Annotated in this window: 22 protein-coding genes; 9 read left to right on the top strand and 13 right to left on the bottom strand. The window is 61.1% G+C overall.

The features are described from left to right. Both B3849_RS05480 and B3849_RS05475 read left to right on the top strand, forming a co-directional pair. On the top strand, window positions 1-371 hold a 371-nt coding region (locus tag B3849_RS05480; RefSeq protein ID WP_286779894.1), incomplete at its 5' end, for a murein hydrolase activator EnvC family protein. A gap of 3 nt (window positions 372-374) precedes the next feature. Further along, window positions 375-1,712: a S41 family peptidase gene (locus B3849_RS05475; protein ID WP_037942619.1), complete on the top strand. Its 1,338-nt coding sequence runs from the start codon at window positions 375-377 to the stop codon at window positions 1,710-1,712. Window positions 1,713-1,792: 80 nt separating this feature from the next. On the opposite strand, the gene B3849_RS05470 is transcribed toward B3849_RS05475, so the two are convergent. From B3849_RS05470 to ilvD, 6 genes are all read right to left on the bottom strand, one after another. Further along, complete coding sequence (locus B3849_RS05470) at window positions 1,793-3,055, bottom strand: TrkH family potassium uptake protein (protein ID WP_180829220.1); 1,263 nt, start codon at window positions 3,053-3,055, stop codon at window positions 1,793-1,795. Window positions 3,056-3,132: 77 nt separating this feature from the next. Further along, the gene (locus B3849_RS05465) at window positions 3,133-3,795 is read right to left on the bottom strand and encodes a potassium channel family protein (RefSeq protein WP_005850470.1); all 663 of its coding nucleotides are present in this window, start codon (window positions 3,793-3,795) and stop codon (window positions 3,133-3,135) included. Window positions 3,796-3,868: 73 nt separating this feature from the next. Further along, complete coding sequence (locus B3849_RS05460) at window positions 3,869-4,240, bottom strand: hypothetical protein (protein WP_278424950.1); 372 nt, start codon at window positions 4,238-4,240, stop codon at window positions 3,869-3,871. Between the two features lie 9 nt (window positions 4,241-4,249). Continuing rightward, window positions 4,250-5,023, bottom strand: a complete 774-nt coding sequence (locus B3849_RS05455) for a DUF6478 family protein (RefSeq protein WP_009825563.1) — start codon at window positions 5,021-5,023, stop codon at window positions 4,250-4,252. A 93-nt stretch (window positions 5,024-5,116) separates the two neighbouring features. Further along, complete coding sequence (locus B3849_RS05450; protein ID WP_286779893.1) at window positions 5,117-5,713, bottom strand: hypothetical protein; 597 nt, start codon at window positions 5,711-5,713, stop codon at window positions 5,117-5,119. Then, window positions 5,694-7,460, bottom strand: a complete 1,767-nt coding sequence (gene ilvD / locus B3849_RS05445) for a dihydroxy-acid dehydratase (RefSeq protein WP_005850463.1) — start codon at window positions 7,458-7,460, stop codon at window positions 5,694-5,696. Before ilvD ends, B3849_RS05450 begins: the two co-directional genes overlap by 20 nt. A 152-nt stretch (window positions 7,461-7,612) precedes the next feature. Between ilvD and B3849_RS05440 the strand changes: the two genes are divergently transcribed. The 5 genes from B3849_RS05440 (at window position 7,613) to B3849_RS05420 (ending at window position 14,634) form a co-directional block, all read left to right on the top strand. Beyond that, complete coding sequence (locus tag B3849_RS05440; RefSeq protein ID WP_278424948.1) at window positions 7,613-10,714, top strand: ABC transporter transmembrane domain-containing protein; 3,102 nt, start codon at window positions 7,613-7,615, stop codon at window positions 10,712-10,714. Further along, window positions 10,711-11,601, top strand: coding sequence for a CPBP family intramembrane glutamic endopeptidase (locus B3849_RS05435; RefSeq protein ID WP_005850461.1), 891 nt, complete (start codon window positions 10,711-10,713; stop codon window positions 11,599-11,601). Before B3849_RS05440 ends, B3849_RS05435 begins: the two co-directional genes overlap by 4 nt. A gap of 58 nt (window positions 11,602-11,659) precedes the next feature. Then, window positions 11,660-12,625, top strand: a complete 966-nt coding sequence (gene accD / locus B3849_RS05430) for an acetyl-CoA carboxylase, carboxyltransferase subunit beta (RefSeq protein ID WP_005850460.1) — start codon at window positions 11,660-11,662, stop codon at window positions 12,623-12,625. Beyond that, window positions 12,622-13,896: a bifunctional folylpolyglutamate synthase/dihydrofolate synthase gene (locus B3849_RS05425; RefSeq protein WP_278424946.1), complete on the top strand. Its 1,275-nt coding sequence runs from the start codon at window positions 12,622-12,624 to the stop codon at window positions 13,894-13,896. The genes accD and B3849_RS05425 overlap by 4 nt, the downstream gene beginning before the upstream one ends. Window positions 13,897-13,992: 96 nt before the next feature. Next, window positions 13,993-14,634: a hypothetical protein gene (locus tag B3849_RS05420; protein ID WP_278424945.1), complete on the top strand. Its 642-nt coding sequence runs from the start codon at window positions 13,993-13,995 to the stop codon at window positions 14,632-14,634. Here the strand turns inward: B3849_RS05420 and zapE are convergent. Beyond that, window positions 14,631-15,689 carry a cell division protein ZapE gene (gene zapE, locus B3849_RS05415; RefSeq protein WP_278424944.1) on the bottom strand — a complete coding sequence of 353 codons (1,059 nt, stop codon included), beginning with the start codon at window positions 15,687-15,689 and terminating at the stop codon, window positions 14,631-14,633. The genes B3849_RS05420 and zapE overlap by 4 nt on opposite strands. A gap of 124 nt (window positions 15,690-15,813) precedes the next feature. On the opposite strand from zapE, the gene B3849_RS05410 reads away from it, so the two are divergent. Continuing rightward, window positions 15,814-17,055: an MFS transporter gene (locus tag B3849_RS05410; protein ID WP_009825556.1), complete on the top strand. Its 1,242-nt coding sequence runs from the start codon at window positions 15,814-15,816 to the stop codon at window positions 17,053-17,055. On the opposite strand, the gene B3849_RS05405 is transcribed toward B3849_RS05410, so the two are convergent. The 6 genes from B3849_RS05405 to B3849_RS05380 form a co-directional block, all read right to left on the bottom strand. Next, window positions 17,052-17,987 carry an alpha/beta fold hydrolase gene (locus B3849_RS05405; protein WP_278424943.1) on the bottom strand — a complete coding sequence of 312 codons (936 nt, stop codon included), beginning with the start codon at window positions 17,985-17,987 and terminating at the stop codon, window positions 17,052-17,054. The two genes, B3849_RS05410 and B3849_RS05405, sit on opposite strands and share 4 nt — an antisense overlap. Further along, window positions 17,984-18,904, bottom strand: a complete 921-nt coding sequence (locus B3849_RS05400; protein ID WP_286779892.1) for an ornithine cyclodeaminase family protein — start codon at window positions 18,902-18,904, stop codon at window positions 17,984-17,986. The genes B3849_RS05405 and B3849_RS05400 overlap by 4 nt, the downstream gene beginning before the upstream one ends. Next, window positions 18,901-19,521 carry an HAD family hydrolase gene (locus tag B3849_RS05395; RefSeq protein WP_037965438.1) on the bottom strand — a complete coding sequence of 207 codons (621 nt, stop codon included), beginning with the start codon at window positions 19,519-19,521 and terminating at the stop codon, window positions 18,901-18,903. The genes B3849_RS05400 and B3849_RS05395 overlap by 4 nt, the downstream gene beginning before the upstream one ends. Before the next feature lie 49 nt (window positions 19,522-19,570). Next, window positions 19,571-20,020 (bottom strand): YaiI/YqxD family protein, encoded by a 450-nt coding sequence (locus tag B3849_RS05390; protein WP_005850449.1) that lies wholly within the window; start codon window positions 20,018-20,020, stop codon window positions 19,571-19,573. 9 nt (window positions 20,021-20,029) lie between these two features. After that, the gene (gene fghA / locus B3849_RS05385; protein ID WP_286779891.1) at window positions 20,030-20,863 is read right to left on the bottom strand and encodes an S-formylglutathione hydrolase; all 834 of its coding nucleotides are present in this window, start codon (window positions 20,861-20,863) and stop codon (window positions 20,030-20,032) included. Between the two features lie 101 nt (window positions 20,864-20,964). After that, the gene (locus tag B3849_RS05380) at window positions 20,965-21,894 is read right to left on the bottom strand and encodes an AEC family transporter (protein ID WP_037942638.1); all 930 of its coding nucleotides are present in this window, start codon (window positions 21,892-21,894) and stop codon (window positions 20,965-20,967) included. Between the two features lie 149 nt (window positions 21,895-22,043). On the opposite strand from B3849_RS05380, the gene B3849_RS05375 reads away from it, so the two are divergent. Continuing rightward, window positions 22,044-22,507 (top strand): TetR/AcrR family transcriptional regulator (locus B3849_RS05375; protein ID WP_286779890.1); only part of this gene is annotated, 464 nt, incomplete at its 3' end.

Genomic DNA, 22,507 nt, shown 5'->3' with positions numbered 1-22,507 from the left:
CGGGGGTGACGCGCCCCGGGATTATCCTCGCGACCCGCCCGCGTGCCATCGTGACATCGCCCACGGCGGCGACAATCCGCTACACCGGCCCGCTGCTGGACCTTGGAAACGTGGTCATTCTTGAACCTCGGGCCGGGGCGTTGTTTGTATTGGCAGGGCTGGATGTGGTTTATGGCGAGGCAGGACAGGTGATCGGGGCAGAGACGCCGATTGGCCTTATGGGCGGTCTGGCCGGCGTAAATCAACAGGCGCTGTCACCAAATGGTGATGGGGCTGGCGTGGAGCGTTCAGAAACGCTCTATATAGAAGTAAGAGAGAACAATGTTCCGCAGGACCCGTCAGACTGGTTCCGAACTGATAAGGATGGATAAACGATGAAGAAGTTCGTGATGGCTGCCGTGGGCGGTACGCTGGCAGGGGTAATTGCCACGACGCAGATTGCGGGCCCCTTGCTGGCACAGGAAACTGAAAAGAACAGCAACGTTTATGAACAGCTTGATCTGTTCGGCGACATCTTTGAACGCATCCGCGCGCAATACGTCGAAGAGGTCGACACCGAAGAGCTGGTAGAGGCCGCGATCAACGGCATGCTTACCTCGCTTGATCCACACTCCAGCTACCTGTCGCCGAAAGACGCGCTGAAGATGCGCGACCAGACCCGTGGTGAATTCGGCGGTCTCGGCATCGAGGTGACGCAGGAAGAGGGTTTCGTCAAAGTCGTTTCCCCTATTGATGGTACGCCTGCCTCTGAAGCGGGTATCGAAGCGGGCGATTTCATCACCCATGTGGACGGCGAAAGCCTGCTGGGGCTGACGTTGGATGACGCGGTCGAGCTGATGCGCGGGCCGGTGGGATCAGAGATCGAGATCACCGTGGTGCGAGAAGGCGAGACCGAACCCTTCGACGTGTCGCTGGTGCGCGATACCATCCAGCTGACCGCGGTGCGCGCCCGTACCGAAGGCGACGCGGTTGTGCTGCGGGTCACCACCTTTAACGAACAGACCTACCCCAAGCTGAAAGAGGGTCTGGAAGAGCAGGTCGAGGCCGCCGGCGGCATCGAGAATGTCAGCGGCTTTGTCGTGGATCTGCGCAACAACCCCGGTGGTCTGCTGAATCAGGCCATCGCCGTGTCGGATGCTTTCCTTGAAGAAGGCGAGATCGTCAGCACCCGTGGCCGTGATGCCGCGGATGGCGACCGCACCAACGCCACCCCCGGCGATCTGGCCGAAGGCAAGCCGATTGTGGTGCTGATCAACGGTGGCTCTGCCTCGGCTTCCGAGATCGTTGCCGGTGCCCTGCAAGACCACCGTCGCGCGATTGTCGTCGGGACCAAAAGCTTTGGCAAAGGGTCGGTGCAGACGATCATGCCGCTGCGCGGTGAAGGGGCGATGCGCCTGACCACAGCGCGGTACTACACGCCGTCGGGCCGCTCTATTCAGGCACTTGGCGTGTCCCCCGACATCATCGTCGCCCAGCCACCGGCACAGCCTGCGGACACCGAGGAAGAGGATGCAACAGCACGTCCCCTGCGGTCCGAAGCAGACCTGCGCGGCAGCCTGAACAACGACAGCCTGACCGACGATCAGGTCGACCAGATCATGGAAGACCGCGCCAAGGCCGAAAAAGCTGCGTCCTTGCGGGAAGAGGATTACCAGCTGGCCTATGCCATCGACATCCTCAAAGGTTTGTCCGCTTTGGGGCCGAAGAAGTAAGCGCGGCGATCACGCGTTGAAATTAAAGACCGGTCCGCAGATAGGCGGGCCGGTCTTTTTGTTGGGCCAAGGACGGGTGTTCAGCCCAGATAGACCTTGCCTTCGGGGTAGCGCACGCGGGGCACCGATTGCGTCGCCAGAAAGAACCCGATGGTCAGCGGGCCGACGCGGCCCAGAAACATCATCAGCATGATCATCGCGCGGCCTGTGCTATCAAGCTCTGCCGTGGCACCGCGCGACAGGCCGACGGTGCCAAAGGCCGATGTTGCCTCGAACGCGAGGTCGATAAACTCTCCGTCATGTTTGATCGACATGATGAAGATGCCCGTCAGGACCAGAAGGATGCTGATTGTGGTCAGCGCCATGACCTTGAACACTTCATCCGGCCCCATTGACCGACCAAAAGCATGCAGGCTGGTGCTGCGCCGGAAGAAGGCCACGGTGGCGAGGATCAGCACGATAAGCGTGGTCACCTTGATGCCGCCCGCCGTCGACGTGCTGCCGCCGCCGACCAGCATCAGCGTCATGGTCATCAGCGCAGTACTCTCGTGGACCTCTGCATAATCAAGCGTGTTAAAGCCCGCTGTCCGTGGGGTGACGGCCTGAAACCAACTGGCCCAAAGCTTGCTGCCAAGGCTGCCGAACTGGCCCAAGGTCGCGGGGTTGCGCCATTCAAGTGCTGCAAACAGCGCCCAGGCCAGCAGGATCAGCACCACCGTGCCCGTAAGCATCAGCTTGCTGTGCAGGCTGAGCCGTCGCCAGCTGCGTTTTTCCCAGATATCGGCCAGCACGATGAACCCGATGCCGCCGATGATGAACAGGGCGGGGATCACAACGTTGATAATCGGATCGCTGACCCAGTTGCTCAGGCTGTCGGGGAACAGCGCGAACCCCGCATTGTTGAATGCAGAAATGCTTAGGAACACCGAATGCCAAAGCCCCTGCGCCAGACCGAATTCGGGCACGAAGACAAAGGCCATCAAGGCAGCGCCGATAAGCTCTGCCAGAATGGCGATCTTCAGGATCGCCATCACCAGCGAGGTCAGATTGTAGATGCTGGGCTGGTTCAGGTCCTCGCGCAGGATAATCCGCTGCGGCATCCCCAAAGGGATACCAAGCGCGGACAGCACCAGAACGGCAAAGGTCATCAACCCCAAGCCGCCCATCTGGATCAGAAGTGCGATGACCGCCTGCCCGAAGCCGGTAAAGGCGGTGCCGGTATCGACCACCGCCAGCCCCGTCACCGTAACAGCAGAGGTAGAGGTGAACAGCGCGTCCGACAGGCTGATCCCCGCAGTATTCGCCAGCGGTGTCCACAGGATCAATCCGCCCAGAACCACCATCGTCAGATAGATCAACACAAGCACGGCGGGCGGGGGCAGAAGCCGCCACGCGCTTTTCTGTGACTTTGAAAAGAGTTTCAAAGGCTTGCCGCAAAGCTGCGCAGGTCGGTGCGCTGCCCGAGCAGGATCAATAGATCGTCCCGTTGCAACGTGCAGTCCAGCCCGTCGCGCCCGATATATTCGGTGCCCCGCATCACGCCCAGACAGCGCAGGTCGAACTTCTTGCCGTATGACAACGTCTCGAGCGATTTGCCCTCAAGCGCTTCGGGGATGCGGAAGTTGACCACGTGGTACCCGTTCCCGAGGCTGACATAGTCGCGTACCAAGGGGTTGTGGATCACCTGGGCGATATGCTGGCCGACTTCGACTTCGGGGTGGATCACACGGTCGACCCCCAGTTTCGACAAGATGCGGTGGTGCGTTTTTGTCTTGGCCTTGGCCCAGATCGTCTCGACGCCCAGCAGTTTCAGGTTGATGGCCGACAGGATGCTTGATTCAAGATCACTGCCCATGGCGACCAACGCCATCGAACAGTCGCCCAACCCGGCCTCGCGCAGGGCGGCATCATCGCGGGCGTCCACGATAACGGCTTGGCTCAGCTTTTCGACATGGTTGCTGACGCGCTGGTCGTTCAGGTCCACGCCGATCACGTAGTTGCCAAAACGCTGCAACTCGGTTGCGACCGTAGAGCCAAAGTTGCCAAGGCCGATCACGCCGATAGTCCGTCTTTTCACTGCCATCACGAGGGTCCTCTGAAGGGCTCAGTCTTGCCAAGGGATACATCGCGTCACAGGGGCAAGCAAGCAAGCGCCGTCAGGTCGTTTCGACGCAGTGCCGCCGGAACGCACGTTTCAGCATATCAAGCTCGGCGCGCAGCAAATCCACCTCGGCGCGCAAATCGGGGCCGGTGACCTCGTCCCCGATCAGGGTGATGCTGGCCAATGTCGCGCCAGACGCGCGGTCGACCACCAGCAATGTATGCAGCCCATCGGCGATTGCGGCTGCGGGCACAGGGATGCTGAGCACCCAGTGATCCGATGAAGCGTCATGTTCCATCTGCACCCCCGCGACATCGGCATCGGCGTGGGTGACCGCAAGATCGGGTTTGGTATCGCCCGCGCCGGTCACGATCCCTTGCCAGGTGCCATCGCGCATCTGGGTTTTGTTGAGGGTCAGGTTGCTCATGCGGGGCTCCTACAACTGGGCGCGGGGGCGGCGCGAAAAGGTCAGGTCACGCAGCATGATCTGGTTCATTTCGGGCCCTTCAAAAATCAGGTCGATCCAGGCTTTCTCGACGCGTTTTTCGTTCAGGTTGGAATAGGCGAGGTCGAATTCTGCCGTGACCTCGGATTTGTTCAGCGGCAGTTCCTGCACCATTTGTTCGGTGTTGGGCCCGTGGCGGATGTTCAGGCGGGCGAAAATCTCGATCGGTTTCTCCATCTCGATCACGGCGTCCACGCGCAGGACATGGGTGCGCTTCATCCCGTCAACGCAATCATCCTGCAGGTCTAGCACCAGGGACAGGAAAGACCCGTCGAAACGGTAGACCTCAAGCCGAAGCCCATAGGGCGCCAGATGGTTTTCTTCGAGGTTGCGGATTTGCCGGACGCCGAGTTCAGACAGGGTGCAGTCGTGGAAAATCGTGACCTCATCGCCCATGGTCGCCTTGGATTGCACCGACGAAAGACCCGATTTGGTCAAGGGCGCGCGCCAAAGCTGCGGGCGCCAGGACCAATCGGTGTTATGGGGCCGAGAGAACTTGTTAGAACCGATACGGGGCAGGGCAAGCCGGTCTTCGGCGGTGTAGATCAGCTTGTCCAGATGCCGACGCAAGGCGCGTGCTTGACCTGCTTGTTTGCGCAGCACGGACAGTTCTGTCTGGGGGGCGCGGTCGGCTTTGGCGGACCAGCGGCGGGTAAACCGCGCGATCAAGGCGCTGTCGATCAGCTTTTTCCCGAGTTTGCGCATGTGCCTGTTGCCCCGATTACGAATGGGTTGTTGGTCGTACCCTACCGTCTGTAGCCTGGGGGCACAAATGAAATGGGCCAAGGGGCCGGCGCGCTAGTTGCGTTGCGCGACGGTGGTTTTGGCAGGTGCACTGGCGTCGATGCTGCGGGTGATCAACTGTGTCAGAACCCTTCGGCCAGAGGCGCTGACGATCTCGCCGCGTTCGGGGCCGTAGACGGCGATACCGGCGGTTTGCGTGCCCATCCGTGCGACGCCGCGCCATTGGTTGGGGGAAAGCCCACCGACAGGAATACGCCCCTGCGCGCGGAAGGTGACGCTTTGGTCGCCTTTCTCCACATCGCTCACATTCTGGAGCGAAGTTTCAGCCGCGATCTGCTGGGCGCTTGGCAGGGAGCCGGGTTTGGACTGGGTCAGGCTGACCGTGATCAACCCACGCGGTGCTGCCCCCGCAGAGGCAGGGGCCCCTAATCCGTCACATCGTGCCATCACGGCAAAGCGCGCCTCCAGGCTGGTTTGGTCGATGCAGAAACCATCGGGGGCGACCAGTTCGACCCCTCCGGCCATTTTCGCGCGTGACAACGGCGGCTTGGCGGCACCCGAGGACGCGCCAAGCCCCTGACCGCCCTCGCAGGCGGTCAGAAGCATCACGCCAAAGGCGGCAAGCGGACCTTTACAGGTCCATATAGTCATGTGTTTCCGCCTTCGCGCCGGGATGCGTCACCGCACCAAGATAGGTTGGACCCACAAGCTGCGCGTATTTCCACAGTGCACCGCTTTGATAGTTGGTTTTGCGGGCACCGGGCCAAGCCGCTTTGCGCTCTGCCATTTCCTCGTCCGAGATATCGACAGAGATCGAACCGGTGATCGCGTTCAGCGTGATCATGTCGCCCTGTTTGAGCAAGGCAATCGGCCCGCCATGTGCGGCTTCGGGGCCGACGTGACCAACGCAGAAACCCCGTGTCGCGCCGGAGAAACGGCCGTCGGTGATCAGCGCTACCTTTTTGCCCATGCCTTGACCGGACAGGGCCGCCGTGGTCGCCAGCATTTCGCGCATGCCGGGGCCACCAGCGGGGCCTTCGTTGCGGATCACGAACACGTCGCCTTCGCTGTAGGCCCGGTTTTGCACGGCTTCGAACGCGTCTTGTTCACATTCAAAGATCAGCGCCGGACCGGTAAAGACGATGTCTTCTTCGGACATGCCCGCGATTTTCACGATGGCTCCTTCGGGTGCCAAGTTGCCCTTCAGACCAACGACGCCGCCGGTCTTGCTGATCGGTGTTTCAATCGCGTGGATCACCTTGCCGTCGGCTTCGCGTTCGATCTTGTCGAGCTCTTCACCGATGGACAGGCCCGAGGCGGTCAGGCAGTCATCATGCAGCAGGCCAGCCTTGCGCAGTTCTTTCATCACAACTGGCACGCCGCCCGCGTCATACAGGTCTTTGGCCACATGCGACCCGCCGGGTTTCATGTCGACGAAATATGGCGTGTCGCGGAAGATGTCGCATACATCGCTGAGGTTAAAGTCGATACCCGCCTCGGCGGCCATAGCGGGCAGGTGCAGACCGGCATTGGTCGACCCGCCGGTGCAGGCCACGATGCGCGCCGCGTTCTCGAATGCTTCGCGGGTGCAGATGTCGCGCGCGCGGATGTTCTTTTCGATCAGGTTCATGACGGCTTCACCCGAGGCCGCCGCATAGGCGTCGCGGGATTCATAGGGCGCAGGCATGCCAGAGGAGTTCAGCAGCGCCAGACCAATTGCCTCGGACACGCAGGCCATAGTGTTGGCGGTGAACTGGCCTCCGCAGGCACCGGCTGTCGGGCAAGCGACGCGTTCCAGAACCTCAAGCGCGGCTTGCGACATGCTGCCGTTCTGGTAGTTGCCCACGGCTTCGAAAACGTCTTGCACCGTCAGGTCGCGGCTGGCGAAATCGGCAGGCACATCGGCCCCTTCCGGGACTTTGCCCGGCAGGATCGACCCACCGTAGAGGAACACGGACGGCACGTTCAGCCGCAGCATCGCCATCATCATGCCCGGCAGCGATTTGTCACAGCCCGCAAGACCGACAATCGCGTCGTAGCAGTGACCGCGCATTGTCAGCTCTACCGTGTCGGCAATCGCTTCGCGCGACGCCAGAGAGGAGCGCATGCCCTCGTGCCCCATGGCGATCCCGTCGGTGACGGTGATGGTGGTGAATTCGCGCGGCGTGCCTTGCTGCGCCTTGACGCCGACCTTGACCGCCTGGGCCTGACGGTTCAGCGCGATGTTACAGGGGGCCGCTTCGTTCCAGCAGGTTGCCACACCCACCAGAGGCTGGTGAATCTCTTCTTCGGTCATGCCCATTGCGTAGTAATAGGACCGGTGCGGCGCGCGCTCTGGCCCCTCGGTCACGTGCCGGCTTGGCAGTCTGGATTTATCAAAGCGGGTGTTGGTGGACATGTGGCAGGCCTCCCTGAGTGGACGTTTACACCGGAATAGCCACCCAGCCCTGTCGCTGCAAGGCTCAAGCCACCAGTTGAACAGCGCGGGCTGTGGGCTTAGGTGTTAAATAATCCTTGGCTCTGTGCCGCCCCTAGCGAAAGCGACCCTGCATGGAGCATTCGATTTTTTCCTTTATTTGGAAATACTCCCGTCGTGACCAACTGGTTTTGCTTGTCCTCACGCTGATTACCTTCCCGATCCTCTACATCACCCTCGAACTGCCCAAGCGCATCATCAACGATGCCATCGGGGCAGAGACCGATGTGATCGACGTTTTCGGGATGTCGTTCAGTCAGGTGCAGTTCCTGATGGTGCTGTGTTTTGCCTATCTTTTCTCGGTGCTGATCCACGGGCTGATGAAGATGCGTTTGAACACGATGAAGGGGGTGCTGGCAGAGCGGCTACTGCGTCGCTTCCGCTATCAGTTGATCGCGCGGATGATGCGTTTTCCGCGCAGCTATTTCGAAAACACCAGCCAGGGCGAACTGGTGTCGATGGTCACCTCGGAGGCAGAGCCGATGGGCGGGTTGATGGGCGATGCAGTCGCCCAACCTGTGTTCCAGGCGGGGCAGATGCTGATCATCCTGCTGTTCCTCTTCCTGCAATCCCCGTGGTTCGGGTTGGCGGGCGTCGCATTGATCCCGTTGCAGGCGTATCTCATCCCGATGCTGCAGCGGCAGATCAACCTGCTTAACAAACAGCGGATCAAGGAAGTGCGGCACCTGTCGTCTGAAATCGGCGAGACCGCCGCCGGTATCACCGATCTGCGCACCAACGGCGGCTGGCGCTACCGTCTGGCGCTGTTCACCGACCGGCTGGGCCAGCTGTTCGAGGTCCGCTTCCAGATCTATCAGAAGAAATTCTTCATGAAGTTTCTCAACAACTTCATCACCCAGCTGACACCGTTCTTTTTCTATGCCGTGGGGGGATATCTTGCGATCAAGGGGCAGATCACGGTGGGCGCGCTGGTCGCGGCCTTGGCCGCCTACAAGGATTTGTCGAGCCCGTGGAAGGAACTGCTGACCTATTACAACCAGACGCAGGACATGTCGCTGCGGTGGGATGTGGTCATTGAACGTTTCGCCCCGCGGGGCGAGATCGACGCGCGCCTGTTCGAAGGCGAGCCCGAAGACGTCCCGCATCTGCGCGGCCCAATTGTGCTGGAACATGTGTCTTTGCGCACGCCGGACGGGAATACGATCCTGGATGATCTGAACCTCGAAATACCCAAAGGCGCGCGCGTTGCGCTTGAGATGCCCAACCAATCCGAACGCAACGCTCTGGCAGAGCTTTTGGTGCGCGAGGCCGTGCCGAGCCGCGGGCGGATCACGATGGCGGGGCATAATCTGGCAGAGCTGCATCAGGCCGTGCTTGCGGCGCGGATCGGCTATTCCGATGCGCACCCCTATCTGTTTCAGGGCACCGTCGGAGACAATCTGCTGATGCCCCTGCGGTCGAGCCCGAAAACCGTCCTCTGGGACCCCAAGAAAACCGACCGCGCCGCGATCGAGACAAAGCGGTCGGGCAATAGTCTGGACAGCACCAAGGCGGATTGGCTGGACCCCGGGCTCGCCGATCTGAGCACCCGCGAGGACATCAACGACTGGTGGTATGAGCTGGCCGGCGCCGTTGGCACACAGGACATGATGTTCCGTCGCATGGCCGCCGATCGCATGGACCCCGAAAAACACCCCGAGCTTGCGGCCCGCGTGGTTGCCCTGCGCGACGAGGTGCACGAGCGGCTGAAAGAGCAAGGGCTGGACAAGGTGGTGCACCGCTTCGACCCAGATCGGTTCAACCCGGCGCTGCCGCTTGGGGGGAACCTGATGTTCGCCGCGCCCATCCGCAGCATCTCGCAGGCGGGTCTGGCGCTTGAACGCAGCTTTCTGGCGATGATCATCGAACAGGGTCTGGCCGAGCAGGGCATCGCGATTTCACAGACGCTGGTAGAAACGTTGCACCAGACCTTTGGACGTGATGGCACCGACCACCCGCTGTTCACCGCTCTCGGCATCGAGGAAGAACTGTACGAACAACTGGTCGATATCGCGCTACGGCGTCGCGCCAAAGGGGATGAAGCGCTGAGCGAGGATGAATTCTCGTTGCTGCTTACCGTGCCCTTTGCCTTCACGGCCGAACAGATCGGCCCGGCTTTCCCTGCGACCTTCAAGGATGAGATCCTGAAAATCCGTAAGCAGCAGGGCGCCGAGATGCGCGAACGGGCGCGGGATATGTTCGTGCCGATCACACCTGACCAGTATCTGCCGCGTCTGACGATACTCGAAAACGTGTTGTATGGCCGGATTTCCGCCGTGGCGGGGCTTCAGGCGGATCTGGTTCTGGATGTGGTGTCGGACGTGTTCAAGAAACACGGGCTGCAACAGGATGTCGCGCTCAACGTCTTTGATCTGCCGGTCAGCATCGGCGGGTCAAATATCGCGATGATGTTTCAGGAACGCGCCGGATTCAGCCGCGCGGCGATGAAACGACCCGATATCCTGATCCTGAACCAGTCGCTTGCGGGGCATGACGCAGAAAGCTTGCAACGGTTGCGCGACAAGGTCAGCGAACTGCTGCCCGAAACGACCCAGATTTACATGGATAGCTCCTTTGCCAATCCTGACGATTTCGACATGTACATCAAGATCCGTGGCGGGCGCATTGACGGGTTGGCGCAGGTTGATATCCCCAGTCAGGACGACAGCATCTCGGACGATTTGCGACGCAAGCTGCGGATCATCGCGCGCAACGACTTGTTCGGCAACCTCGACCCGCGCAACCAGCGCCTGCTGGCCTTTGCGGCGCAGTGGTACACCGTCGCACAGGGAGAGATGGTCTTTGCTCAAGACCAACGGCCAGATGCGGTCTACCTCTGTCTGTCGGGCAAGGGAGAGCTGAGCTGGCGCGACCCCGAAGGGTTGGCGCATCACGTCTCGACCGTCGAAAAGGGGCGGTTGATCGGGGACCTTGCGGTCATCGTGAACGAGCCGCGACAGATGGATTTTGTCGCCCTCGAAGACAGCCGTTTCCTTCGGATCGGCGCGGATCAATTCAAGTCGGTGGTTGAAAATGACCGTGTGATCCTGCTGAGCCTTCTACGCACGGTATCAAGCCATCTGACCAACGCCGCCGACTTGCTTCGTGCGGCACGGGTGGATATCCCGCGCGAAGACGAAGCCTTGCCCCCGCCCGTAGGAGATGACCCCGCGTGACCCGATACGCTGCCCACAAAGCCTTTGTCGCCCCTGCGATCCCCTCGGCGGCGCTGTGGCGGCTGATCCTCGGGTTTCTTGCGGCAACCGCGATCTACCTGCTGCTCAACAACCTGATGTTCACCACCCTGTTCAACCTGATGGGGCCGCGTGCGGACGGGTTTTATGACAGCTTGCTGTCAGGCAAGACGCCGATGGCGATGTTCCTGCTGCTTGGCAGCTTCGGGTTGATGATCGTCGGCGTGGCCGTGGTGACACGGGTGATCCACAAACGTCCCGTGCGTGGTCTGATCGGCCCATCGGGGCTGGTGGTGCCGCAGTTCTGGGCCGTGCTCAAGATGCTGGTGCTGCTTGGTGCGGTGACCTATTTGCTGCCGCCGTGGAACCTTGGCGCGCCCTATGTGCCTAACCTCGCGCTTGGCACATGGCTGATGCTGCTGCCGTTTTCGCTGCTCGGGGTGCTGGTACAGGTCAGCGCCGAAGAGATCGTCTTTCGCGGTTATGTCCAGCAGCAGCTGGCGGCACGGTTCAACTCTCCGCTGGTCTGGATGGTGTTGCCGGCCGTGATTTTCGCGCTTGGGCACTATCTTCCCGATCAAGCCGGCGAAAATGCGCTTGTCATAGCACTTTGGGCCGGTGTCTTCGGGATGTTGATGGCTGATCTGACCGCGCGGGCAGGGTCGCTGGGGCCAGCCATTGCAGTGCATTTCTGCAATAATGTCGCGGCGATCGTCATCACCTCTCTGCCCGATGACCTATCGGGTTTGGCGCTGTATCTGACCCCCTTCGGGATGGATGATGTTGACGCGTTGCGCGCGTGGTTGCCCGTCGATTTCGCGCTGATGCTGGTCAGCTGGCTTGCCGCACGGCTGGCGATCCGCCGTTGATTGCAATTTACTGCGCGTCAGCTTATTTGGAAGGCGAAACTGGAAGCAAAGGTTCACCATGAACTGGATCAACAACTACGTCCGTCCTCGGATTAACTCCATCTTCTCGCGTCGCGAGACGCCGGACAATCTGTGGACGAAATGCGAAGAATGCGGCACCATGCTGTTCCACCGCGAGGTGTCGGACAACCTGAACGTCTGCACCAGCTGTGGTCACCACATGGCGATTACCCCGCGTGAACGCTTCAAGGCGCTGTTCGACGGTGGCATCTTTACCGAGGTCAAAGTGCCCGCGCCGACGCCGGACCCTTTGCACTTTCGCGATCAAAAGAAATACCCCGACCGTCTGAAGGCCGCCCAGAAACAAACGGGCGAAGCCGAAGCGATGCTGGTTGCCACCGGTGAAATCGGCCGCACACCGATCGTCGCGGCAGGTCAGGACTTCTCGTTTATGGCCGGGTCCATGGGCATGTATGTCGGCAACGCCATCATCGCCGCGGCTGAAAAAGCGGTTAAGCTGAAATGCCCGCTGGTGCTCTTCTCCGCCGCCGGGGGTGCGCGTATGCAAGAAGGCATCCTGAGCCTGATGCAGATGCCGCGCACCACCATTGCCGTGCAGATGCTGAAAGAAGCGGGGCTGCCCTATATCGTCGTTCTGACCCACCCCACGACCGGTGGTGTCACGGCGAGCTATGCGATGCTGGGGGATGTCCAGATTGCGGAACCCAATGCGCTGATCTGCTTTGCCGGCCCACGTGTGATTGAGCAGACCATTCGCGAGAAACTGCCCGAAGGCTTCCAGCGCGCCGAATATCTGCTGGACCACGGCATGCTGGACCGCGTGACACCGCGCACCCAGATGCGGGACGAGTTGATAGACATCACGCGGATGCTGATGAAGCTGCCGCCCGCGGTGCGCGGCGATCTGCCTGCGCCGACTGAAGGCGGCGATATTGCCCATGCGCTGACGCCAGAACCCGATGCGGCCCCCAAAGCCGAAGCGGCGGAACCCAAGGCGAAATGACGCAGAACACATCGGATGCAGTGCTGGCGCGTATGATGGCGCTGCATCCCAAGATTATCGACCTGACGCTGGATCGCATGTGGCGGCTTCTGGACGCTTTGGGCAACCCCCAGAACGACCTGCCCCCTGTGATCCATATTGCCGGTACCAATGGTAAAGGATCGACACAGGCGATGATCCGTGCGGGGCTTGAGGCGGATGGCCACCGTGTCCACGCCTATACCTCGCCCCATCTGGCGCGCTTTCACGAACGCATCCGCCTTGCCGGAGAGCTGATTTCCGAAGCCGCGCTGACCGAGATGCTGGATGAATGTTACGCCGCCAACAACGGCGAGAGCATCACTTATTTCGAGATCACAACCTGCGCCGCGCTACTGGCCTTTGCCCGTACTCCGGCGGATTATACCCTGCTTGAGGTCGGCCTTGGCGGGCGTCTGGACGCGACCAATGTGATCGACCAGCCCGCATTGACCGTGATCACGCCGGTGTCGATTGATCACCAACAGTTTCTGGGCACGACCCTGCCGGAGATTGCGGGTGAAAAAGCCGGCATCATCAAACGTCGCGTGCCCTGCATCGTCGGCCCGCAACAAGATGCAGCGCTCGAGGTGATAGAGACGCAGGCGGCACGCCACCACGCCCCCGTTTTTGCCTATGGTCAGCAGTGGCATGTGGCCCCCGAAGCGGGACGGATGGTCTATCAGGATGACTCGGGTTTGCTGGATCTGCCCAAACCTAACCTGTTGGGCGTGCATCAGATTTCCAACGCCGGTGCGGCTTTGGCGGCATTGCGGCAATTGGGGGTCTCCGCAAAAGCGTGCGAGGCCGCTGTGACCCGCGCCGAATGGCCCGCCCGAATGCAACGTCTGCGTCACGGGCCGCTGATCGACGCAGCGCCGCAGGCCGAATTATGGCTGGACGGCGGGCATAACCCTGCTGCGGGCGACGCCATCGCGGCGGTGCTAGAGGACATGCCCGCCCGCCCCACATTCCTGATCTGTGGCATGTTGAACACCAAGGATATCGGCGGCTATCTGCGCCCTCTGGCCGGTCATGCAGAACAATTGTTCGCCGTCTCGATCCCCGGTGAAGCAGCAACGTTGCCGGCCACCGAAACCGCGCGCGCAGCGATCGACGTCGGCCTGACCGCGCAAGAGGCACCTGGCGTCGCCGAAGCGCTTGCAACCATTGTCGCGAAGGCACCCCACGCGCGGGTATTGATCTGCGGTTCGCTCTATCTGGCAGGCGCAATTTTGCGGGAAAACGGATAGCCTTTTAACAATTAGAATTGGCTATATTTACGATTTGTAGGGAATTTGCGTCCTAAGGTCCGAGGGTAACATTTTGCCTTTGGGGGGACCAATGCAATGACCAATACGTATCAGAATTTCCTTGCACTGCGCAGGATGGTGTTCGGCCATCTCCGTCTGCTCGCAATCTTTGTCGGTGTGACCTTTATCGTCGATCACTGGCGGTCTTCCGCGGCCCATGGCGCCGCGCAGGGCTATGCCAATGGACAGGTGGCGCATCTGGCCTCCGGTGGTCCAGCCTTTGTGCCGCTGTCGCCTGCGACGCTGCTGAACAAGATGCACAAGGACGCTTCCTTTGACGTGGGCGATGCCGTCAGCGCGATCGTCCAATCGTTCGATGATAGCAAACGCGGCCAAGTGCTTGAATCCTACCTGATCTGGGCGATCAGCACGGAGCGGTCGGACAGCTATATCGATACTTTGCTGAACAGCGCCGCGGCCAAAGGCGATTTCAAAGTACCACCGGCGCTTACGACAGCCTCTGGTGCGCTGGATACGGCAGGTTTGCTGACGGCGGTTGTTGTCGCTGAACGCAAGGCTTTGGCCGCCCGCCAGACTGACGGCGATCAAGCGCATGCTCGCGACGGGCAGCAGATCCGCCAATCCGTCGCCTTTTACCACAATCAGGCCGCGCCACTCTATCTGGCTGCAGTCGATCTGCAGCGGGATGGGTACGCCCCGGGGCGGCGGCGCAATTAAGCGCCCCAGCCTTCCGCCTGCATTTCGCGCAAACGCGATGCCGTACGCTCGAACTCGAAGGTGCCTTCCCCCTCCAGATATAGCATTTCGGGTTCGGCCGCGGCCGAGCAGATCAGCCTCACCTTAGCCTCGTATAACGCGTCGATCAGGGTCACAAAGCGTTTGGCTTCATTGAAGTTTGACCGGCCAAGACTGGGGATATCGTCCAGCATCAACACGCGCACGGCCTCTGCCAATGTCAAATAATCTGCCGCCCCTAGGGGCCGACCACAAAGCGCGTGGAACTTGGCGCGGGCGACACCGTTGCGAAACTCCGGCACGACGACATCGCGCCCCTTCACCCGCAGGATCAGCTCTTCCCCCGGGCCGCCAGCCAGATCATCCCAGACGGCATTCATCGCGGCACGGCTCTCTGGGTTGACGGGGGTGAAATAGGATTTCGTACCCGCCAATCGGTCCTGTCGGTAGTCGCGCGGGCTGGCGAGCTCCATCACCTTCATCTTCTCTTTGATCAATTCGATGAAGGGCAGGAATATTTGGCGGTTCAGACCGTCTTTGTACAGGTCATCCGGTATCCGGTTCGACGTTGTCACCACCACCACACCAGCCGCAAAAAGCGCTTCAAACAGCCGGCCAACGATCATGGCGTCGGTGATGTCGGTGATCTGCATCTCGTCAAAGGCCAGCAGCTTCACGCTATTCGCGACTTCGGCTGCGACTGGCGCAATCGCATCGTCGACTCCTGTTTTCCGCGCCTCATGCATCGCGCTGTGAATTTCCTGCATGAACGCGTGGAAATGCACCCGCCGCGTTGGCACATCGCCCATATTTGCCGCGAACATATCCATCAGCATCGACTTGCCGCGACCCACACCGCCCCAAAGATACAGCCCCTGTGGTGGCTCGGGCGCGCGTTTGAAAAAGCCCTTTTTCTGAGGGGCCATCAAGGCGCTGCGAATGCGGTCAAGCTCTGGCAGCACGGCCTCTTGCGCGGGGTCCGGCGACAGGCTGCCGTCGGCAACGCGGTTATCGTAAATGGTGCGTAAATCAGTCATGCCTTTGGCTTACAATGTGCCACAGGCTTTGGGAAGAACCCCCGCAGGCCGATAGGCGCGCAGTTTTGAAATTGACGGCCCCGGTTTCAAAGCTACGGTGGCGGCACGTGCTTCGGGGGTCATCATGGAAAAAAATACGTCAATCTTCACACCGGTGCTGATCGTCGGGTGTCTGATCATCATGGTGAGCTTTGCCGTGCGTGCCTCTTTTGGCGTCTTTCAGATCCCCATCGCGGAAGAGTTCGGCTGGCTGCGCTCCGAATTCTCGCTGGCGATCGCGATCCAGAACCTCGCCTGGGGCATCGGCCAACCGATCTTTGGCGCGATGGCCGAGAAGATCGGAGACCGCCGCGCCATTATCATCGGGTCCGTGGTCTATGCCGTGGGGCTGGTGCTGTCGGCCAATTCGGTGTCACCGATTGAACACCAAACCTATGCGTGGTTGGTGGGTTTCGGGATCGCGGGCACGGGCTTTGGCGTGATTTTGGCCGTGGTGGGCCGCGCCTCAACGGCCGAGAACCGGTCCATGTCGCTGGCCATTGCCACGGCGGCGGGCAGCGCGGGTCAGGTCTTTGGTGCGCCGGTGGCGGAATGGTTGCTGGGGTTCCTCAGCTGGCAGGCGACCTTCCTTGTCTTTGCGGGCGCGATCATGGCGATGTTGTTGACGCTGCCGTTGATGCGCGCCCCCGCGATGGCCAGCAAGGCCGAGCTGGAGGAAAGCCTGTCGCAAATCCTGGGCAAGGCGCTGCGCGACCCGACATTTACCTTCATCTTTATCGGCTTCTTTTCCTGCGGCTATCAGCTGGCCTTTATCACCGCGCATTTTCCTGCCTTCGTGACCGAACTTTGCGGTCCGATCCTGGCGGGTGGCGTGCTGCATAACATCGGGATCACAACAACCTCTGCCCTGGGTGCGGTGGCGATTTCCCTGATCGGTCTGGCCAATATCGCTGGAACATTGTTGGCGGGGTGGGCGGGCAAACGCTATTCCAAAAAGTACCTGCTGGCTGCGATCTATACCGGACGTACCGTGATTGCGGCGTTGTTTATCCTACTGCCGATCACGCCGGTGTCGGTCATCCTGTTCTCCATCGGGATGGGGGCATTGTGGTTGGCGACGGTGCCGCTGACCAGCGGGCTGGTCGCGCATATCTATGGGCTGCGCTATATGGGAACGCTTTATGGGATCGTGTTTTTCAGCCATCAGTTGGGCAGCTTTATGGGGGTCTGGCTGGGCGGGCGGATGTATGACGCTTACGGCGATTACACCGCCGTGTGGTGGATCGGTGTGGCCGTGGGCGCGTTTAGCGCGCTGATCCATTTGCCCATCCGCGAGAAGCGGTTGCCCGGGCTGGTGACGAGTTAATCTGTCGCCTTATCCGCCGTGTCGATATGTGCCTTGATCGCTGCAATGATCTGGGGCGCATGGGTATAGGGCAGGCCGTGGCCCGCGCCTTTGATCACCTCGTGTTCGGCGGCGCGGTTCCATTCGGCAAGGCTGCCGATGGCTGACGCGGGGATCACCTGATCATCCTGCCCCCAAAGCGCCAGCACAGGGATATCATGCGTCCGGATCGCGCGGTGTTCATCCCGCAGCACATCCGCCAGAATACCGCGACGGCTGGCCAGCACCGCAGGAACATAGTGCTTGTAGTCCAGCTGTTCGGCCTGATGGTCGTGGATGTGGCGGACCTGAACGGGGATGTCACGTTCGGCCCTGATGCCGCGCCGGAAGGTCGGCGGGAACAGCGCCAGCATCAGCCAATCGCCGACCAGCGGGGTTTTGGCCATAAAGTCGACCAGCTTGTTCGGCGCCAACCCCATCCCTGCGGGCGCCAGCAGGATCAGCCGTTCGACACGTTCGGGGAAAGCGGCGGCAAAACACGTCGCGATAGAGCCGCCCATGGAATAACCCAGCAGGGTGAAGCTGCCGGTGACATCCTGATCTTCCAGCAGGTCTTGCAGCTGTTTGATAAAGAACTGGCGATCTTGCGGGCCAGACGGACGGTCGGAATAGCCGCGCCCGTAAAGGTCATAGGTCAGCGTCCGGTACCCCATCGACGCCAACCCACGTGCGACCGCGCGCCAGACGATGCTGGGGGTGGTCAACCCGTGGATGCAAACGACAACAGGGCCTTGGGCGGGGCCGGTCCACGCGTAATGGGTAACCCCTTCGGGCAGCTCTGCGAATTGGCCAAGGGCGCTGCCGCGGTCCGCGTCCTCCATTTCGGCACGGTTGCGTTCGATCACAAGCGGGATTGCGATGACCAGAGCCGCAATGAGAAGAAACCAGATCATCTGTGAGCGCGCCACCGGTCAAGGATATAGCGGCTGGTCATCAGGTCCAGATGCGCGCCGCCGCCGTTTTTGAACAGGGTGATCTCATCCTCTGACTGGCGGGTGAACGCGCCGAGATCATAGTAATCCGCGACGATGTCACTTGCGCTCAGCACACCTTGGGCGATCGGGATCTTCAGCTCGCCGATATGTTCAACCGTGGTGTCGAGGCTGTCGACAAAGACCCGGGCACGGGTCAGCGCCGTATCATCCACCTCGCGCATGTCGGGGCGGTAGGCACCGATCAGGTCAAGGTGCTGGCCGGGTTGCAGCCACGCGCCCTTGATCAGCGGTTCGGTCGACATGGTGGCGCTGGTGATGATGTCCGCGTCGCGCACGGCGGTCTCAAGATCATCGGCGATGCGCAGCCCTTTGATATCACGTGCCATCGCCTGAGCATTGGGGGCGGATCGGTTCCACACCGTGAATTCGGCATCGGGAAACACCGCCCGGTAGGCAGCGTGAAGCCCGCGCCCTTGGGTGCCCGCGCCGACGATCAGGATTTTGCGGCTGTCAGGGCGGGCAAGCCTGCGCGCGGCGAGCAGGCTGTCACCGGCGGTTTTCCATTTGGTCACGAGGTGGAAGTCTACCAAAGCCTCGAGCGCGCCGTGATCATCTGCGTAAAGCGACACGCCGCCGTTCACCATCGGTGCCCCTTTGGCGGGGTTGTCGGGAAAAATGGTGGCGGATTTCACCGCCAAACCCAACCCGTCGATCCATGCGGCGCGGTTCAACAAGGTGTCCTTGCCCCGATACAAAAACGTATCCGCGATTTCGGCGCGCGGCAGGTTGTGCCCCTGGGCCAGTGCGTCGGTCAGGCCGATCCAGTCCAGCAGCGCGTCGCCGGCGTCGAAGGGGATGATGTCGAACTGGGTCATGCGGCCTCTGCTTCGGTCAACAGCCCCGCAGCGACGAGCCTGTCAGCCCAACCGTCCGGCCCGGTGAAATGATGGGTCTGCCAGCCGCGGGCGTTAGCGGCGTTAATATTGTCGATACGGTCGTCGGTGAACAAAAGCGCGTCGCCGGACAGGCCCGATCCTTCCTCGAGCGCTGCATAGATCGCGGGATCGGGTTTGATCATACCCATATGACCCGAGATGAAATCGCGATCAAAGGCGCGCAGGAAAGGGTAGTGTTCTGCCGCATAATCATAGGATTGGATGCCGAAATTGGTCAGCGAAAACACCGGCACGCCCTTGGCCTGCAGCGCCTCTTTCAGCCTGAGAGAGCGGGGGATCACGGGGGCGGCCATTTCGATCCAGCGATCATGCCACATGCGGATCTCATCGCGCCAGTCGGGGTTGGCTTCGGCGGCGGCATAGATCGTGTCGGTGAAATGCTGGCCGCTATCGACAAGATCGTTCATGCCATGCAGGTCCACCTCGGCGAACATGGCGCGGCGGCGGTCCTCTCCGATCACGGAGTCATAGAACCGTTCGGGCTGCCATTCGATCAGCACATTCCCGATGTCAAAGACGACTGCCGCTGGTTTCATGTGCTCTTCCTTTTGCCGGGTCGATGGGGGCACCTGCGCCACCCTTGCCCTATCGTTGTGCCGCGCGAAGCTCGCGTTCTAGCGCGTCCAGAAAACGGGAGCGGTCGGCCTTTGTAAACCCTTTGCCGCCGCCCTGGCGAAACGGGTCCGCGGCACGCAGGTCGGCCATCAAATCACGTGTCGCCAGCACATTGCCAATATTGGCTGCGGTCAGCGCTTCGCCGTTGTGTTTCAGCACCCGCGCGCCGGCTTCGACACAGCGGGCGGCAAGGGGAATGTCGCCGGTCACCACGACGTCACCGGGGCCGCAGCGTTCGGCGATCCAGATGTCGGCGATGTCGGGGCCGTCGGGGACAATCACGGTTTCGACCAGCGGGTTCTGCGAGGGACGCAGCCCGCCGTTGGACACCACAAACATCCGCACCTTGTGGCGGGTGGCGACGCGTTCCGCCTCTGCCTTCACGGGGCAGGCGTCCGCGTCGATATAAAGCACCGTCATCGCCGGGCCCTATCGCGCATAAAGCGCATCGGCGTGGAAGGCGATGTGGTCTTCCATGAAGGTCGAGATGAAGAAATAGCTGTGATCATAGCCCGGCTGCATCCGCAATGTGGCGTTCTGGCGGGCTTTCGCCATCGCCTGGGCCAATGCTTCGGGTTTCAGCAGATCAAGGAATTGGTCATCGGTGCCCTGATCAATGAGGATCGGCCCGTCAAAGCCGCGTTCCGCCATCAAAAGCGTCGCGTCATGTTTGGCCCAGGTCGTCTCGTCACTGCCCAGATAGGCTGCCAGCTGTTTGCGGCCCCAGTCACTGCTGGTTGGATGCGCAATCGGCGCGAAGGCCGAGACCGAGGTAAAGCGCCCCGGCAGGTTCATCGCCAGCGTCAGCGCCCCGTGCCCGCCCATGGAGTGGCCGCAGATCGCCTGCCGGTCCATGTCCAGGGCGAAGTTTTCACCCAGCAGCGCCGGCAGCTCGTCGGCGATATAGTCCCACATCTGGAAGTGCGGTGCCCATGGGTCTTGGGTGGCGTTCACATAGAAGCCCGCGCCCTTGCCCAGATCATAGGCGTCGTCGTCGGCCACATCCTCACCGCGGGGGGAGGTGTCGGGAAAGACCACCGCGATCCCGTGTTCCGCGGCCCATGCCTGCGCCCCCGCTTTGGTCATCGCGTTTTCATGGGTGCAGGTCAGCCCCGACAGGAACCACATCAAGGGCACCGGGCCCTGCTGCGCTTCTTCGGGCAGGAATAGCGCAAAGGTCATGTCGCAGTTGCAGGCGGTGGAACGGTGGGAATAGACGCCTTGGGTGCCTCGGAAGCTGGCGTTTTCGGAAATCGTTTTCATCGGGCGTCTCCTGTGTCTGGTTGGTCTATGGCTATCGGCCCTCGGTCTGCGCGGCAAGGGCAGGACGCTGCGCTGGCTGAGTATTTGCAAAAGGGTGAAGGCTAAAGCGCGGTGACCCACGCGATGACAAGGCTGACGCTGAGGATGCTGAGCAGTGTCGAGACAAGGATTGCGGCAGACACCCGTTGCGGCCCGACGTTATAATGTTGGGCCAGCATATAGACATTGCCCGCGACCGGCAGCGCGGCGGTGGCGATGATCACGCCCGCCTTATACGGATCGACGTTGAACAGCCACAGCGCGGCAAAACCCACAAAGGCCGGGTGCAGCACCAGTTTGCAAAACGATAGCCAGCCCGCGACATGCAGCTTCTCCGCCGATTTCGTCGCCAGCGACGCCCCGATGGCAAAAAGCGCGCCGGGTGTCGCGGCTCCGCCGAGGATGGCCAGAAATTCGTTCATCGGATCAGGGATCGGGATCTGAAGGCCGGACCAGATAAAGCCAAGGGTCATGGCGACGATCATCGGGTTTTTCACCAGCCCCACGGAAATCGTGCGCAGGGCGCGCAGGCTCAGCTGACCATCGCGCGCGCCGGTGATCAGGATCACGATGAGGCTGGAAAACACGATCAGATCCACCGCCAGGGCCAGCACGACGGGGCCGATTGCCTCTGCCCCGAGCAGCAGGGTCAGCATGGGCACGCCGAGGAAGCCGGTGTTGCCGATCACGGCACATTGGGCCTCCATCGCGGTGGCGGGGACATCGAGGCGGCGCAGAAAGCCTGTCAGCGTTGCGATGCCATAGACAAAGCCGGTGCCCCATAGATAGGCCGCGACGAGGCGGCTGTCCCAGACCTCGGCCAAGGACAGGTTGGCGGAAAAGCGGAACAGCATGGCAGAGAGGGCGAAATAGAAGACGAATTTGGTCAGATAGGCCGTGGCCTCTGCCGTGAAGAACCGCGTGCGCCCGGCCCAATAGCCCAAGCCGATCAGCGCGAAAAACGGAAGTGTCTTGAGAAAGATCGCCAGCATGTGAAATTGGTAGCGGCTGGCTGTGCTTCGTGCAACGGGGCAACAGTGCTGTGACGCAAATACACAGGCTTTGGGGTGGGGGGCTGCATTTGGGACTTGGAACTGAACGGTTCAGTTTATACTCTGCCTTTCAAACTGCCGGAGCCTTCATGACCAGTGACCAGACCCAGGTTCGCAAGGGCCGTAAATTCGATCAGGTTCTTGCGGGGGCGCGTGATGTCTTTATGGCGGACGGGTTTGAGGGCGCGAGCGTTGATGCGATTGCCCGTGCCGCCGGCGTGTCCAAGGCGACGCTTTACAGCTATTTCCCCGACAAACGTCTGTTGTTCATGGAGGTCGCCGATACCGAATGTGCCCGCCAGTCACGGCAGGCTTTCGACAGTATCGACACAGATGCGCCGCCGCGTGTGGTGCTGGGGCTGGCCGGTCGGCATCTGCTAGGGTTCATCACATCGACCTTTGGTCAGCAGATGTTTCGCCTATGCGTGGCCGAATGTGACCGGTTCCCCGAGCTTGGCCAGCGATTTTACAACTCCGGCCCAGCTGTGGTCCGGCGCGAGATGGCGGGGTATTTCGAGACCGCTGTCGCCCGTGGGCAGCTGCGTATGGAGGA

Source organism: Sulfitobacter sp. UBA4523 (assembly GCF_002388305.1).
GTDB classification, from domain to species: domain Bacteria; phylum Pseudomonadota; class Alphaproteobacteria; order Rhodobacterales; family Rhodobacteraceae; genus Sulfitobacter; species Sulfitobacter pontiacus.
This window is presented reverse-complemented; position numbering and strand designations above follow the sequence as displayed.